Below are 15,538 nucleotides of genomic sequence, written 5' to 3'. Positions count from 1 at the left end.
AGCTAAAATTTTAAGCCCTTGTTGGTATCCCGCTCGCTCTGCGGAATCGGGAAATACCGGCTGGTTTCGTACTTGAATGACGGTTTGTCGCTCAGGGCGGCTTCGGCGTAGGCTTTGCCCCAACGCATCAGATCGTAATAGCGGTGAAACTCAAATCCTAACTCAACGCGCCGTTCGTGGTAAATGGCCTCCCGCAAAGCCGTCTGGCTGGTCGTGGTTACAATGGGTAGCAATCCGGGCGGAACCGCCGTTGAATCCAGCGTCGAGTCATGCAGGTAGCTTTCCCGCGCCCGCTTCCGCACCTGATTTAGAAACGCCAGTGCTTCGGTGGATCGCCCAAGTTCGTTAAGCGCTTCAGCCTGCCACAACAGCACGTCGGCGTACCGAATCATCACGTAATTCAGATTACCGTCGGCCTTGGTACTCTTCGGCACTTCCGACAGCGGTTGCAGGTGTTTTTTGTTGAGGAAACCCGTTGGCGACCAGGACGGATCGTAGGGTGTTCCATCAATCCAGGGTTGCCCCTGCCGCGCAACGGTGTAATCGAGTCGGGGATCTGCAACCCCCGCGCTGGTTCGCTCAAACTCGGCCACAAAATCGGGGGTGGGTGCGTCGAAAAAATAACCGTTTTCGTTCTGACGGGGCGCAAACCACTGATTCAGGCGATTGCCCGTAAACGGTACCTGATTGGTCAGGTGCTGGAACGAGAAAATCGCTTCCTTATTGTTCTTGAAAGCCTGTTGAAAGTTCTGGCTATAGACCGGCAGTAGTTCGTAACCGCCAATGGACTGCACCTGCGCGGCTGTTTCGGCGGCTTGCTGCCATTTTTTCTGGTACAGATACGCTTTGGCCAGCAAGGCTGTAGCCGCACCTTTCGTTGCCCGCCCTACATCCGAACCCGTATGAGCAGGGGGTAAATTCTTGATGGCTTCGGCCAGATCGGCTTCAATGACGCGGGTATAGATTTCCTCGACCGGCGATTGCGCAATCTGAAGTTGATCCGGATTTTTCGGTTCAAGCAAAACCGGCACCGGACCGTAGGTATTGACAAGGTAGAAGTAATACAGGGCGCGCAAAAACCGCGCTTCGCCCAGAATCCGGGCTTTAACGTCGGCACTCATGGTGATGCCGGGTACTTTCTGCAAAACGATGTTGCAGCGGCTGATGCCCTCGTACCATTCGCCCCATTGCGACTCTACGGCACCGTTGCTCGGAAAAATCTGGAAGTCATCGATCAAACCAATATCGGCCTGATCGCCCGGATCTCCGCCCTTGGCGGCATCGTCGGACGCAACGTCTCCAAAAACCCAAAGACGGTTTCGGTCCGTCGAAAACGTCAGCGGAACGTAGGCAGCGTTGATGGCCAGGACGGCCTGGGCCTGCGTTTGGTAAAAAGCGGATTCGGGATAATCCGCCCGTACTTCTTCATTCAGAAAATCACCGCAGCTGCTGGTTATTCCCAGCAAAACCGTGGCTATGGCTAGTAATTGAATGCGCTTCATACGGTTTTCCGGTCGTTAAAAGTTTACGTTTAAACCGATCATGTAAATTTTGGCGGTCGGGTAGGTTCCCCAATCGATACCAACGGCCACATCGCCCTTGAATGCCTCGTTATTGACGTTATTACTGGTCTGCATTTCGGGGTCCAGTCCGGGATATTTTGTGAACGTCAGCAAGTTCTGGCCGCTCACGTAAACCCGGGTACTCGACGAGCCAAATCGTTTGCTGATTTTGGCCGGTAGTGTGTAGCCGATTTGCAGGTTTTTGAGCCGGGTGTAAGCGCCGTCTTCCAGGAAGCGGGTCGACGGTTGTTTGTTGTTGGCCGAACCTTTCCAGGAAACCCGCGGCTGGGTGTTGCTCGTCCCCGGCCCCGTCCAATGTTCATCCACCACGCGCTTGGTGATGTTGAACGCCCGGTAAAAGCCTTCAATATCAGTGGCCACTTGGTAGTAAATCTTGTTGCCCGATACGCCCTGAAAGAAAGCCGATAAATCAAACCCCTTCCAGGCCAGATTGGCCGTCAAACCGTACAGTAAAGTCGGTATGGGACTGCCCACGTGCGAGCGGTCCTGCTGGTTGATGAGTCCGTCGCCATTGACATCCCTGAATTTTACGTCGCCCGGCCGGATGGTGTTGCCCTGAAAGGCACTGGTAAAAATGTCGGATTCCGACTGAAAAATTCCTTCCTGCTGCAACAGGTAAAACGAGCCAATGGGATAGCCTGGCTCGGTCAGGGTAGCAAACACCCCATTGTCGATGCGTCCGCCCGGAATGGGCCGTCCATCGCTGAGGGAGAGCAGTTTATTTTTGATAAAGGACACATTGGCGGTTACATCGTAACTGAAGGCCCCTTTCTTATCCTGGTAAACCAGATCCAGTTCAATACCACGGTTTTCGACTTTACCGGCGTTGACGTAGGGCGCCCCGGCGGCCCCGCCCGACTTCGGCACCGGCACCGGAATCAGCATATCCGATGTGGTTTTGATGAAATAATCGGCGTTCAGCTGGATTTTGTTGGCCAGAAAACCAATTTCCAATCCAATATCGGTTTGCGTCGACGATTCCCATTTCACATTCGTATTGCCCCGGCTTACAATGGTGTAGCCCGGCACCGTCAGCTGCGGATCGCCCAGCGGATAATTGTAACCGCCCGCAACGATGGACGCAAACGGATAATTACCAATGTCCTGGTTTCCCAGCTGCCCAATGCTGGCCCGTAGTTTCAACTGGGAAATGGTGTTGGACAACGGTTTGAAAAATTCTTCCTGGTCGATGTTCCAGCCCGCCGAACCGGAGAAAAAGGTTCCGTAACGGTTTTGCGCCGAAAACCGCGATGAGCCGTCGCGCCGGATATTGGCCGAAAACAGATACCGGCTATTGAACGCGTAATTGACCCTTCCAAACAGTGAGAATAACGCCCAGCGCGAGTCGCCCTCGAAGCTCGTTTTGCCCGTCGGATCAATGCCGCGGCCGAGGTAACGCAGGTTTTCGACCTGATCAATGTAATTACGATCGGAGCCGCCGATGGTTCGGCTGACGTTACGGATTGCTTCCGTACCGACCAGCACCGACAAGTCGTGCCGGTCGTTAAATATCCGATTGTAGGTCAACGTGTTGTTCCAGTTCAGCGTGCTGATCAACGCTACCTGATTGACCAGCGTGGCCGGGCTGTTGATGCGGCCGTTGGTTCCCCAGTTTTCGTTGAAGGTTTTCCGGTTAATGATGTTGATATCCATGCCGCCATCCGACCGAAACCGCAGGTTTTTCAGAATCTGCCATTCTCCGTACAGGTTACCAAACGCACGGTATTGCCGCTCTTTGTTATCCTGCTTCTCGGCCAGTCCTACCGGATTATAACCGTCCCCATAAAGCGCCGGATTGGATGGCAAATCCGAAAAATCGCCATTCTGGTCATAAATCGGAATAGCGGGCGACCGGAATAACGCGTACCGAACAATGCTCCCGCCGTTGCCACCGTAGCCGTCGCCCGAGCTGCCAATGATGTCGCGGTCGGAAAAGGTCAGGTTCAGATTGGTTCCGACTTTTACTTTTCCGGCAATGTCGGTATCAACGCTGGTGCGCAAACCGTATCGCTTGTAGGCCGAATTGAGGATGATTCCTTTCTGATCGAAATAATTGCCTGACAGCAGATAACGCGACTTTTCGTTGCCTCCGCTGATTGACAACTGGTAATTCTGAATCATGGCTGGTCGAAAAATGGCTTTTTGCCAATCGGTATCGGCCAGTTGTGCGCTGGCCGGAATAGGCCGTCGTTGCAGGTTAGGATTTTCGACGCCCACATTATCGTTTTCGACCGATTCGTTGAAAATCCGGACGTATTCGGCGGTATTGGCCATCGGAATCAATCGCCCGTGCTGCTGTACACCCGTATAACTGTTAAACGCAATGCGGGGCGCTCCGCTTTTGCCCCGCTTGGTCGTCACCACAATTACCCCATTGGCGGCCCGAGCCCCATAAATGGCCGATGAAGACGCGTCTTTCAGCACCGACATGCTTTCAATATCCGTGGGATTCAGCACGTTAAAGGCATCTTTTGTCGGCACGCCGTCGATGATAAACAGTGGGCTGTTGTCGTTGATGGTCCCAACGCCCCGAATCCGAACCGCAACGCCTTCGCCCGGTGCTCCGGTCGATTGGGTTACCCGCACCCCGGCGGCTTTTCCCTGGAGTGCCTGATCAATGCCCGCTACCGGCAATCGGTCAATATCTTTCGACGAAATGGTCGAAACCGCCCCGGTCAGGTCAGCTTTTTTCTGTGTGCCGTATCCCACCACGACAACCTCCGACAGCGTTTTATCGTCTACGGCCAGGGTAATGTTCACGGTGGTCCGGTTGCCGATAACGGTTTCCTGCGTCAAATAACCAATGAATGAAAATTGGAGCGTGCCACCGTTATCTGGTACGTTGATCCGGTATTTTCCGTCGCCGTCGGTGGTGCTACCCGTAGTAGTCCCTTTCAGAACAACATTCACACCCGGCATGGGTTCGTTTTTTTCATCCACTACCTGCCCCGAAATCACTTTGTCAATAACCGCCGACTCCGTCGATGCCAGAGCGAGCGATTCGGGCCGGTCGAGAGAGGTCCGGGTGCTACCGGATTTTACCCCTTCGGGCTCCGCCAATTTCTTTTTCAGCACAATCATGCGGGCTCCCACCACTTCGTAACTAACCTGAATCGGGTCGAGCAAGGTGTTGAGAATGGTGCCCAAGCGCTCGTTCCGAACATTCAGGCTAACCCGCCGGTCGGCACGAATGATTTCGTAACTATAAGCAAACGTCACATCAGCGGCCTTTTCTACCTGTTGCAGCACGGCCTCCATCGGCTGATTCGAAATGGTTAGCGTGATGGGTCGCTTGAGTGGATTGTGGCCGGACGCGGGCCGGGCCACCAACTCATTGACCAAACCGGTCAGCAGGAAGGCCGCTACCAGAGCGGTTTTCGACCATCGATGCGGTAACCGGCAAAAAGGGAGTAGTCGTTCTTTCATCGCAATAATGGGTGGTTGTGGGGCACGTTTCACTTACTGGCAGCCGCTACCGGGCCGAATTTGGATGGCTCCGTCGTCGGTCAGTTCATAGCTGGTTCCGGTACTGGCTGTAATCACATCTAGTTTTTCAAAAAGCGACTGGTCTTCGAACTGCACGGTCAGCGTACAGTTTGCCACCGATCGGGCATCGTACAAAACCCGAATACCGTAGGTTTGCTCCAGGTTCTGAAACACACGCGCCAGCGGGGTGCGCCGGAACGAAAAACGCGGGATCGATATCCGCTCAGTTTTAGCTACTTCTTCTTTGGCCGGTCGGGCATCACCGGGGTGATAAACCGCTTGCTGATTTGCCACCAGCAAAACCGCCGACTCAGCCGGCGGTGCCGGTGTTGCCGAAGCTGTACTGGGGTAAACCGCTACGCGTCCCGTTCGAACAACCACGCGCGTATCGGCCCCCTGCTGCGGTGCATAAATTGTAAAGCTGGTTCCTACGACGCGGGTTGTCAGCGAATTGGCATGAACCAGAAACGGCTTGGACGCGTCTTTCACGACTTCAAAAAAGGCCGTACCACTCAACTGTACTTCCCGGGTCTGGGCCGCAAAAGTTTCCGGAAACCGAATTTTTGCCTGCGCATGAAGCCGCACCAGACTTCCATCAGAAAGCCGTACCAACCGCGGAGCAGCCTTTTGATTGCTTACTTCAATCATGCGCACAGCGGGTTGTTGCTGGGTAATCGGGCTTTCGGACGTGGATCGGTTGGCTTTTTTCAGAAACCAGAAGCCGCCAACCAAGACCAGTAGCATCGAGGCTGCCACGCCCGTCAGCGCCCACTGGCGACTCCACCACGGTTTTTTCAGGGCGTAATGATCTTGCGGTTCAGCGTCTTCGACGGCTGTCAACATCCGGCTCACCCGGGTTGATACGGCTTGGTCGGTGAGCGTAGGCAGCTCGCCTTTGGCGTTTATCAAAAACTGGCGGGCCAGCTCCGCATTGGCCCGGTTGTCGGGGTGCTCAGCCATCCAGGTTTCCCAATACATCGTATCGGCCTCAGTCGGCCGGTAAATCCAGCGTCGGAATGATTCGTTTTCGATTAAATCCAGCGGTTGCACGTCGTCGAGTTTGGTAATGAAAAATCGGCAGCGGGGCATTTTCACGACGATGAGGAAGAAGAAAGAGAAAAGTAACCGTGGTTTTGCAAAAATTTTTCAAGATAAAGTTACAATTCCATCGAATGGATCGATCGGAAGCTGGTAATCAATCCATTCAGCCAGAAAGATTACTTAAAAGCTGGCTTTGGTTTCAACGATAAGTCAGCTGCGGTTGTCGGTTTCGTTCTATTTTCCGCAGGCCCTGCATCTCAACTTTGCTTCTGAAGTAACCACACGAGCGTATGAAAGTCGCAAACCTGATTTTTGTTCTGGCCGGAACCACCACAGCTCTGATGGCCGGACTGTTTTTTGCTTTTTCCTGGGCTGTTAATCTGGGGCTGGGCCGTTTGTCTGATGCGGTCTATGTTGCGGCTTTTCAGTCCATCAACCGGGCCATTCAGAATCCGGTTTTTCTACTGGTTTTTCTGGGTGTACCGTTGTTTCTTCCCCTGAGTGCGTGGCTGCACTATCATCCGGATAAAACTCGGCGGTTCTGGCTACTGGCTGCGGCTACCGTGGTATACTGGACTGGTGTTCTGGGTGTTACAATACTGGGCAACATTCCGCTGAACGAGCAGCTCGATTCGTTTCAAGTGCTCTCAGCTTCGCCCGAAGAAATTGCCCGGCATCGGGCGCAGTTTGAAGGGCCGTGGAACCGACTGAACACCGTGCGCACCACCGCTTCGACGCTGACTGTGGTGTTGCTGATGCTGGCGTACCTGAGCACCGACGAGCACTAAACCGTTGGTTTCATATCCAATTTTACAACACGGGTTATTGTTTAAAAACGGTAACCATTTTTTCCACCCGTCCTGATAGGATTACAATTGATTTCCTAACCAGCTAGTAAAGGCCCCCAACCACCCGCCCAGCAATACATTCCGGCAGTATTTGCGCAGCGTTTCCAGGGCGTGCTGGAGGTAGTTGGCCACAACCTGCCGGTTTAGGCCCATCACGGAGGCAATTTCTTCGTACGAAAGCTCCTCGTAATACCGCAGGTAAATGGCTTCGCGCTGCCGCCGGGGTAGCCGTTCGAGCGACTGTTTGAGCAGGTTGTTCTGCGCCTGTTCGAGCTCGTGGGTCAACAGCAGGCTTTCGGGGTTAAAAACCGGGTCTTCGGATTCATCGGTTTCCGGGAGGGGAGCGAAGAGATGATCGCGCCGGAGTCGATGCACTACATTGTGTCGAATGGCTGTAAAGAGATAGGCTTTGACGGATTTGACCACGGCCAACCCGCGATTCTTTTCCCAAATCTCCAGAAACAAGTCCTGAAGGCAGTCCTCGATCAAGGCGTGATTACTGGTGAATCGAGTACAATAATGGAACAGAGGGCGATAATACCGCGTTGCCAGGGCTTCCAATGCGGTCTTATCTCCCATTCGAATCGCTTGCCAGTAAGTTTCGTCCGTATGCGTAAAGCGATCTTCCAATGTCGATGGTGTGTGCAGTATTCTTCTAAAACGTATTAAAACTACAATATTCTATTAAAATAGTTTTAATATTTTGCACGCAATCTAGTAAATCCACCGCTACCAAAAGCCGGACGGTCTTGGTTACACGAAAGGATTTAGCGACCCAGTATTTTCCGGAAGGGCTTCAAAATCATCCCGCCAATCCGCCGAACGGCCGAGGGAATAGTAACCCGCATGGCATAGCCTTCGCTGTCCTGACTGATGTATTCGTCGATGTATTTATTGACGACCTTTTCACCGGTCCGGATGTTGGTGATCTGACGCAGGTACAACTTATCCAGTGGCATATCCGACTGCAAGGGCGTGTAGTAGACACAATCCTCAAAAAAGTAATGAGAAACCTGGCTGTAGCGGGTGGAGCCGGCGGTGATAATTTTCTCGCCACCGTGCAGCAGATTCGCAGCCCAGATCAACGCCATGCCTTTTTTCATGTTCAGAATCTCTTTTTTCAGATTCTGCGCGTCAATCAGATCTTCGAGAAAATCAGCGTATTTGGGGTATGTTTTGTTATAGGCTTCGTTGAGGCTTTTGGCCGAAGTTGCCCGGATACCAATGTCCGATAAATCATAAAAGGGCAGTTTATGACTTCCCGGATAATAATGCAGGGGGCCGTTATCATTCCGGACGTCTTCCAGTGCCACCCATACACCACACATAAACCGCTGCGGAATCGAATGGAAGTGCATAGAATCGCTGTGCGTCCGTTGCTGCGTCCCTAATTTGAAATTCAGCGTTTGAAACGGAATTGGTTCCCGGCGGTAGAGTACCCGCAACACTTCCAGCACCTTCGGCGCAACCGCAATTTGTTTCACTTCGGGCACTTCTTTCCAGGCATCCTGGATTCGGTCATCTTTAACGGCTATGTGCTTAGGCTCCAGTTGCTCCAGGGCTCTATCCAGGATGGCTTCATCAATGGCAGGATCAAATACCACATATCCTTCTGCGGCAAACTGCGTCACAATCCGCTCCAGCTCCGGAGTTAAGTTCGCTTTTTTCAATTCTACATTGAAAAAAGGCGACTCCGTCCAGGGAAGGTTCATGCTATAATTTTCATTGGTTTGAGTGGTTGCAAGGGCCATGAGAATAGGTTGAGTAAATGATGTGAAGCCAAATTTATAAAAGCTCGCAATTAATGCGTCTCTTCATACCCTATAAAATTAATCAATTATTTTTATTAGCCTCTTTATTGAGGATATTTGCCACACCGAACGTCCACACGTATCTTGCGCAATGCTTGACGAAATTACCGTCCGAAATCTTCTTTGGCTCTTGATTCTGCTTCCGTTTCTGAGCGGTAGCCTCTGGCTGCTGGCTGGTCGGCGCAGCAATGGCTGGGTTGGCAGCGCAGCAGCTCTTGGGACACTGGCCGGACTGGTTTTGTCAATCTGGCTGACCACGCAAACCGGCACCGAACTTCTTACACTCCGCTCCGAATGGATTTTGATGCCGGGGCGTTCCGTTCCGATTACATTCCGCATCGACGCGCTCACCGCGCTGATGCTGGTGATTGTGCATTTTATCGCCCTGCTGGTTCAGATTTATTCCATTTCGTACCTCCACGACGAACGCGACCGTTACCGTTATTTTGGTTTTCTCAGTCTGTTTATTGGCTCCATGCTGGGCATCGTGCTGGCCGGGAATCTAATTATGATGTATGCCTTCTGGGAGTTGGTCGGTCTTTCGTCGTACTTGCTGATCGGCTTTTGGTTCCGAAAGCCCGAAGCGGCTGCTGCGGCCAAGAAAGCGTTCATTATGAACCGCATCGGCGACGCGGGTTTTCTGCTCGGTATTTTTTTGCTGCTGTTTCAGGCCGGCACTACGGATTTGGCGGAACTGCCGGACCTGTTCGTAACCGATGGGCGGTTGGCAACCCTGACCGGCTTTTGCCTGTTTTGCGGATGCATCGGAAAATCAGCCCAGTTTCCGCTCACCACCTGGCTGCCCGATGCAATGGAGGGCCCCACACCGGTTTCGGCCCTGATTCATGCGGCCACCATGGTGGCCGCCGGTATTTTCCTGCTGGCGCGCATCTATTTCCTGCTAACCCCCGACGCCCTGCTGATTATCACCCTTATTGGAACAGTAACTATGCTGATGGCGGCTTATTCGGCGCTCTACCAAACCGATATTAAAAAAGTATTAGCCTATTCCACTGTTTCGCAACTCGGCCTGATGGTCGTTGGGATGGGCACTGGCAATCCCCTCGGCGCCCTGTTTCACCTGACTACCCACGCCTTTTTCAAAGCCGGTCTGTTTCTGGCGGCCGGTTCGGTCATTCACGGCGTTCATACGCAGGACATGCGCCAGATGGGCGGTTTACGGACCGCCATGCCTTTGACGTTTGCCGGCTGGGCCGTATGCGCGGCTGCGCTGGCGGGTCTGCCGCTGTTCTCCGGTTTTTTGTCCAAAGAAACCGTTTTGGCGGGAGCCTTTAACTGGGCCGGGCAACAGGGCGGCTTCGCCTACCTGATTCCGGTTCTGGCCGTTGCCTCGTCCGGCTTAACGGCTTGTTACATGGCCCGGCAGGCAAAGCTGGTTTTCTTTGGTACCCCGCGCCAGGCTGACGACTCGCATGCCCCAGCGCACGAATCAGGGCTGATGCTGACGGTTCCCATTCTGATCCTGGCCGCTTTGTCCATCGGTTTTGTCTTTGCCGCAAACCCTTTCTCGGCGGGTCACAGCTGGTTCTTCCGCGTATTTCCGCCAGCAAATGAACCCGAAGAGCACCTCTGGATCGCCCTGCTGTCGGTGAGTGTTGCGGCCCTCGGCATTGCGATGGGGTGGCAACTACCGGTTGTAACGAAATCGACGTCGTTGAGCCGGGTGTCGGAGTACAACTGGTACCTCGACGGTTTTTACAAACGGTTCATTGTGGTACCGTTTGTCCGACTGGCCCGGCTTTCGTACCGACTCGATCAGCAAATAATTGATCGGCTAGTCGATTTAACGGCTAAAGGTAATGTGGTTTTAGCGCACATCATCGCCTGGACGGACCGCACAATTGTCGATGGTTTGGTCAATGGCGCTTCGTGGCTCGCCCACCGGCTGGGCAATCTGACACGTTCAGTACAAAACGGGCGCGTACAGTCGTACATCGCCAGTGCGGTTATCGGTTTGTTATTGATTCTTTGGTTTTTGATCTAGTCGGTATTGTTCCTATCGACAATCTATTATGCTGTCATCACTCATTTTTATACCCCTGCTGGGTGCGCTGCTAGTGGCGCTGTTGCCCGCCAGTCTGAAAAACATTTACAAATGGATTACCCTGATCGTTTGCGGTATTGAACTGCTGATTTGTGGAGCCGTTTATATGGCCTTTGACCCCACCCAGGCCGGTTATCAGTTGCTCGAACGTACCGACTGGATCAGTCTGTCACTAGGTTCACTCGGGCTGGTTTCCATCGATTATTTAGTCGGTGTCGACGGAATCAGCCTGCCGCTGGTGCTGCTGTCGGGGGCCGTTATGCTTGTCGGGGCCGTTTCTTCCTGGACTATTGATAAACGGTTGAAAGCCTATCATTCGCTGTATTTGCTGCTGACGGCCACGGTGATCGGTTGTTTTGTGGCGCTTGATTTCTTCCTGTTTTTCCTCTTTTTCGAGTTCATGCTGCTGCCGATGTATTTCCTGATCGGCTTGTGGGGTGGTCCTCGTCGGGAGTACGCTTCCATCAAGTTTTTCCTGTATACGCTGGCGGGTTCGGTGTTTATTCTGCTGGTTATGATCAGCTTGTACATGTCGGTTATGGATCCGGTTGAAACCGCCCTCCAGACCGGCTTGATCAACGATCGATCCGAAGCAACAGACGAGATGATTCGCCAGATGCAATACCTGCTGGCCGAGTACAAAATTCCCCTCCAGCAAGTGGTGCATACCTTTGATTTGCGCTATATGGCCCACGGTGGTAACTACCTGCCCGACTCCTTCCTGGGCCCAACGGGCGAAGTTATCCTGTTCGGAATTCCGTCCCGCATGTTGGCTTTCCTCTGTGTTTTTCTGGGTTTTGCAATCAAGCTCCCCGTTGTGCCGGTCCATACGTGGCTACCCGACGCCCACGTTGAAGCACCAACGCCCGTTTCGGTGGTGTTGGCGGGTGTACTGCTGAAAATTGGTGGCTACGGTTTTTTGCGCATCGGCTGGGGCCTGTTCCCCGACGGAGCAGCCGAATACGCCCTGCTGCTGGCGGGTCTGGGTGTCGTTTCGATCGTGTACGGCGGTTTCAATGCGCTCGCCCAATCAGATCTCAAAAAAATGATTGCCTATTCGTCGGTATCGCACATGGGCTTTGTGCTCCTCGGCATTGCGTCGCTGACGCCGGAAGGCATCAACGGCGCGGTGTATCAGATGGCGAGCCACGGCGTGCTGTCGGCTATGCTCTTTTTACTCACCGGTGTTATCTACGACCGTACCCACGACCGGCGTATTGACAATTACCGCGGACTGGCCAGCGCCATGCCGGGCTATACAGCGCTAACGGCCATTGCCTTTTTTGCTTCCCTGGGGCTGCCCGGTTTTCCCGGTTTCGTTGGCGAGCTCTTTACGCTGATGGGCAGTTTTCAATCGCTCTGGCTACCCGGCTGGATGACGGCGGTGGCTACGCTGGGCATCATTCTGGCGGCTGCCTATTTTCTCTGGACACTCCAGCGGATGTTTTTCGGACCGCTCTGGCTGCGAACGCAATCAGTCGACACTCTTACTGATCTCGATGCCCGTGAACGGCTGATGTTGATCCCACTGGCTGCGTTGGCGCTGATTCTTGGCCTGTTTCCCAACCTGCTTTTTAACCTCACCAACGCCACCGTAGCCGACTGGATTCAGCGGTTTACGGTAGAGTAGCACCCGGATGAGCTGCCAGCTACTCCGGGTGACTCGCTACAGCCCGGGCCCTCATGCTTGTTCGTAACAGGCTGTTTTTCAGAATTTTGCAGTATTACTTTTGATAAGAAAGTTGTTGCGACAGAATGACTGGCACCTTTCAGGCGAATCCAATAGTCCATTCTCGTTTGGATACAGTATTATCAGCATACTTCATACAACCTGATATGCACGCAACTTCTACGGCTACTTCCGAGCCTGCTTTGGCCCAACCCGCACCCGTCCGACGTTTGATGTCGCTGGATGCCTTGCGGGGTTTTGATATGTTCTGGATTGCCGGTGGAGAAGAGATTTTTCATGTCCTGGCCAAAGCGACTGGCTGGGCGTGGGCGGTTTTCATGGCCGAACAATTCACCCACGTCGACTGGAACGGTTTTCGGCCCTACGACTGTATTTTCCCTTTATTTCTGTTTATGGCAGGCGTCTCCACACCTTTTGCTGTGGGCGGACGATTGGAGCGGGGTGTCCCGAAAAGCGAACTGGCCCGGAAAATGATCACTCGGGGTCTGATTCTGGTCCTTTTGGGTATTATTTATAACAACGGTCTGTTTACCAAACCCATCAGCGACATGCGATTTGGTAGCGTTCTGGGCCGGATTGGTCTGGCCGGGATGTTTGGCCAATTGATTTACCTGTATTTCCCGAATCCAAAAGCGCAGTATGCCTGGTTTGGGGGCTTACTGCTGGGCTATTGGGCCATGATGATGCTAATTCCCGTTCCAGGTTGCGGAGCCGGAGTCCTGACGCTGGATTGCAGTCTGGCGGGCTATATTGACCGGTCCATTATGCCGGGGCGACTTTACCTGAAAGTCCACGATCCCGAAGGGCTATTCTCCACCATTCCGGCCATTGGCACGGCGCTGCTCGGGATTTTCGCGGGTCAGCTACTCCGCAGCGACGGGCGCTCGGCCCACCGGGATCAAAAAACCCTGTGGCTAGTGATGGGCGGTGCCTGTTGCCTGATTCTCGGCTACAGCTGGGGGTGGATTTTTCCGATCAACAAAAACCTGTGGACCAGTTCGTTTGTGCTGGTAGCGGGGGGCTGGAGCCTATTGATGCTAGCGCTGTTCTACTGGATTATCGACGTTAAAAAAGTTAGCGGCTGGGCGTTTTTCTTCACGGTGATCGGGATGAATTCTATCCTGATTTACATCGCTGGTGAGTTCATCGACTTCGAATACGCGGCCAAATTCTTTTTTGAAGGCATTCTGAGCTTCTTTTCCGAACCCGTTCGGGCCGTAGGAGGTATTTTGGCACTACTGGCCGTGAAATGGGCCTTTCTGTATTTTCTGTATACGAAAAAGGTGTTTTTAAGGGTTTAAACGCAATTGTCTCACGGAGTTAAGCGGAGTTGTTCAAGTAAATAAGCGGCTCCGCTCAACTCCGCAAAACAACGTTTCATTTTTTCTCCAACAACCCCATCGACTTCAGCCAGTTTTCGCACGCGACGGGCCAGCCTTCAATAGAGCCTTTGCCCTTGGTGCGGAGGGCATAACCGTGGCCGCCCGTCGGATACAGGTGCATTTCGGCCGGAATATTGAATTTCTTCAGCGCCAGGTAGTAGTCGATACTGTTTTCCACCGGCACGGCTTTGTCATCTTCGGCATGAACCAGAAACGTCGGCGGGGTTTTCGCATCCACCTGCAATTCGTTGGAATAATACGCAATCTGCTCCGGGCTGGCGTTTTTACCAAGCAGTCGCTCCCGCGAGCCCGCGTGTGCTTTCTCGCCAAACGTAACGACCGGATACATCAGGATCGCGAAATTCGGCTTGGCTTCTTCGCTGGCTCCGGCGCCCCGGTGGTAGTGGGTCGACAAGGTAGCCGCCAGGTGGCCCCCCGCCGAAAAACCGATAACGCCCAGGCGATCCACGTTCACATTCCACTTAGCGGCATTCTGCCGAATCAGCTTCATGCCCTGCATGGCATCGGCCAGCGGCACCTCGTGTTTGTTCGTCTGCGTTCGGTCATCGGGCAGCCGGTTTTTCAGGACAAAAGCCGCAATTCCGCGTTCGTTGAACCACTTTGCCATTTCCTCCCCTTCGTGACCGTAGGCCAGCAGCGCGTATCCACCACCCGGACAAATCATAATTCCCGCGCCGGTTGCTTTGTTCTTGGGGGGGAGAAAAGCCGTGATGGTTGGCACTTTAACGTCGCTGATGCGTAGAATGCCGTCTTTGCCCATGTCCGATTTTTCCTGTACCGCATCGTTCGAAACGGCATTCAGGACCTGATTAGCGGGCCATAGGTCAACGGTTTCCGGTTTTTGGGCCATAGCAACGGATGCCAGCAGTAAAGCGGCAGAAAGCAGGGTTGGAGTTAAGTTCATCAGGATTCAGGAAATAAGGAGTTGCCAGAGCCAGCAACGGTTTTTGTTATTTTAAGGACAAATTAGCGACTTTCCCTTTCAAAAAGCCAATGACAACATCCAGTCCTTTCTGGTAATGATGATTGTTGGGAATGATGATGTCCGCTTTGGCTTTGTGCGGTTTGATAAACTCCCGGTAGGTCGGGCGGACGTGGTATTCCCACTGGTGTTTGATCATCTCGGGGGTCAGGGCGCGTTCAGCCTGATCGCGCGTCATCCGCCGTTCAAACTTGATTTTGTTACTGGCGTTGATGAAAACCTTCAAATCCAGTTGTTCGGCAACATCTTCAAAATGGAAGACAAAGATGCCTTCCACCACAATGATGGGCGTGGGCCGGAGCAACAGCTTTTTAGGAACTGCGTTGGGATTGTTGAACGTATATTCCGTCGTTTCTACGGTTTTTCCTTCGTGCAATTGCCGAATGTGGTCGGCAAACTGAACGTGGTCAATGGTTTCTGGCAGATCAAAATTCGGAATACCGATTTCATCGCGCGGAATCAGATCCAGCGTTTTGTAGTAATTATCCTGCGAAATCAGGCAGATTTCCTCTTCCGAAAAAGCGTCGAGCAAGCCTTTCAGAAACGATGTTTTTCCGGAAGCACTCCCGCCCGTGATTCCGACAATAAATGGTTTGTTGATCATTTTACAAAAATAAAACGTTGGCGGC

Annotated in this window: 11 protein-coding genes; 4 read left to right on the top strand and 7 right to left on the bottom strand. The window is 53.0% G+C overall.

The features are described from left to right. Positions 1-2 precede the first annotated feature (2 nt). Genes ACYVH9_RS02155 through ACYVH9_RS02145 form a run of 3 tightly spaced genes read right to left on the bottom strand, consistent with a single transcriptional unit; the run spans position 3 to position 6,158 of the window. Positions 3-1,502, bottom strand: coding sequence for a RagB/SusD family nutrient uptake outer membrane protein (locus ACYVH9_RS02155; protein WP_460634644.1), 1,500 nt, complete (start codon positions 1,500-1,502; stop codon positions 3-5). Between the two features lie 15 nt (positions 1,503-1,517). Further along, the gene (locus tag ACYVH9_RS02150) at positions 1,518-5,009 is read right to left on the bottom strand and encodes a TonB-dependent receptor (protein WP_460634643.1); all 3,492 of its coding nucleotides are present in this window, start codon (positions 5,007-5,009) and stop codon (positions 1,518-1,520) included. A gap of 33 nt (positions 5,010-5,042) precedes the next feature. Then, entirely contained in the window at positions 5,043-6,158 is a 1,116-nt protein-coding gene (locus tag ACYVH9_RS02145; protein WP_460634642.1) for a FecR family protein, read from the bottom strand. 242 nt (positions 6,159-6,400) lie between these two features. On the opposite strand from ACYVH9_RS02145, the gene ACYVH9_RS02140 reads away from it, so the two are divergent. Beyond that, the gene (locus ACYVH9_RS02140) at positions 6,401-6,898 is read left to right on the top strand and encodes an anthrone oxygenase family protein (protein ID WP_460634641.1); all 498 of its coding nucleotides are present in this window, start codon (positions 6,401-6,403) and stop codon (positions 6,896-6,898) included. A gap of 81 nt (positions 6,899-6,979) precedes the next feature. On the opposite strand, the gene ACYVH9_RS02135 is transcribed toward ACYVH9_RS02140, so the two are convergent. Then, positions 6,980-7,537 (bottom strand): RNA polymerase sigma factor, encoded by a 558-nt coding sequence (locus ACYVH9_RS02135; protein ID WP_460634640.1) that lies wholly within the window; start codon positions 7,535-7,537, stop codon positions 6,980-6,982. Positions 7,538-7,725: 188 nt separating this feature from the next. Beyond that, positions 7,726-8,709 carry a phytanoyl-CoA dioxygenase family protein gene (locus ACYVH9_RS02130; RefSeq protein WP_460634639.1) on the bottom strand — a complete coding sequence of 328 codons (984 nt, stop codon included), beginning with the start codon at positions 8,707-8,709 and terminating at the stop codon, positions 7,726-7,728. 151 nt (positions 8,710-8,860) lie between these two features. Here ACYVH9_RS02130 and nuoL point away from each other — a divergent pair, with 151 nt between their 5' ends. From nuoL to ACYVH9_RS02115, 3 genes are all read left to right on the top strand, one after another. Continuing rightward, positions 8,861-10,774 (top strand): NADH-quinone oxidoreductase subunit L, encoded by a 1,914-nt coding sequence (gene nuoL, locus ACYVH9_RS02125; protein WP_460634638.1) that lies wholly within the window; start codon positions 8,861-8,863, stop codon positions 10,772-10,774. A gap of 25 nt (positions 10,775-10,799) precedes the next feature. Then, complete coding sequence (locus ACYVH9_RS02120) at positions 10,800-12,464, top strand: complex I subunit 4 family protein (RefSeq protein WP_460636436.1); 1,665 nt, start codon at positions 10,800-10,802, stop codon at positions 12,462-12,464. Positions 12,465-12,670: 206 nt separating this feature from the next. Then, complete coding sequence (locus tag ACYVH9_RS02115) at positions 12,671-13,825, top strand: acyltransferase family protein (RefSeq protein WP_460634637.1); 1,155 nt, start codon at positions 12,671-12,673, stop codon at positions 13,823-13,825. Between the two features lie 76 nt (positions 13,826-13,901). On the opposite strand, the gene ACYVH9_RS02110 is transcribed toward ACYVH9_RS02115, so the two are convergent. Continuing rightward, complete coding sequence (locus ACYVH9_RS02110; protein WP_460634636.1) at positions 13,902-14,831, bottom strand: alpha/beta hydrolase; 930 nt, start codon at positions 14,829-14,831, stop codon at positions 13,902-13,904. A gap of 46 nt (positions 14,832-14,877) precedes the next feature. Further along, positions 14,878-15,513 (bottom strand): uridine kinase, encoded by a 636-nt coding sequence (gene udk / locus ACYVH9_RS02105; RefSeq protein WP_460634635.1) that lies wholly within the window; start codon positions 15,511-15,513, stop codon positions 14,878-14,880. Positions 15,514-15,538 lie beyond the last annotated feature (25 nt).

The organism is Larkinella harenae, assembly GCF_054780515.1.
The sequence above is the reverse complement of the archived record's forward strand: the minus strand, read 5'-3'. Positions and strand labels throughout refer to the sequence as shown.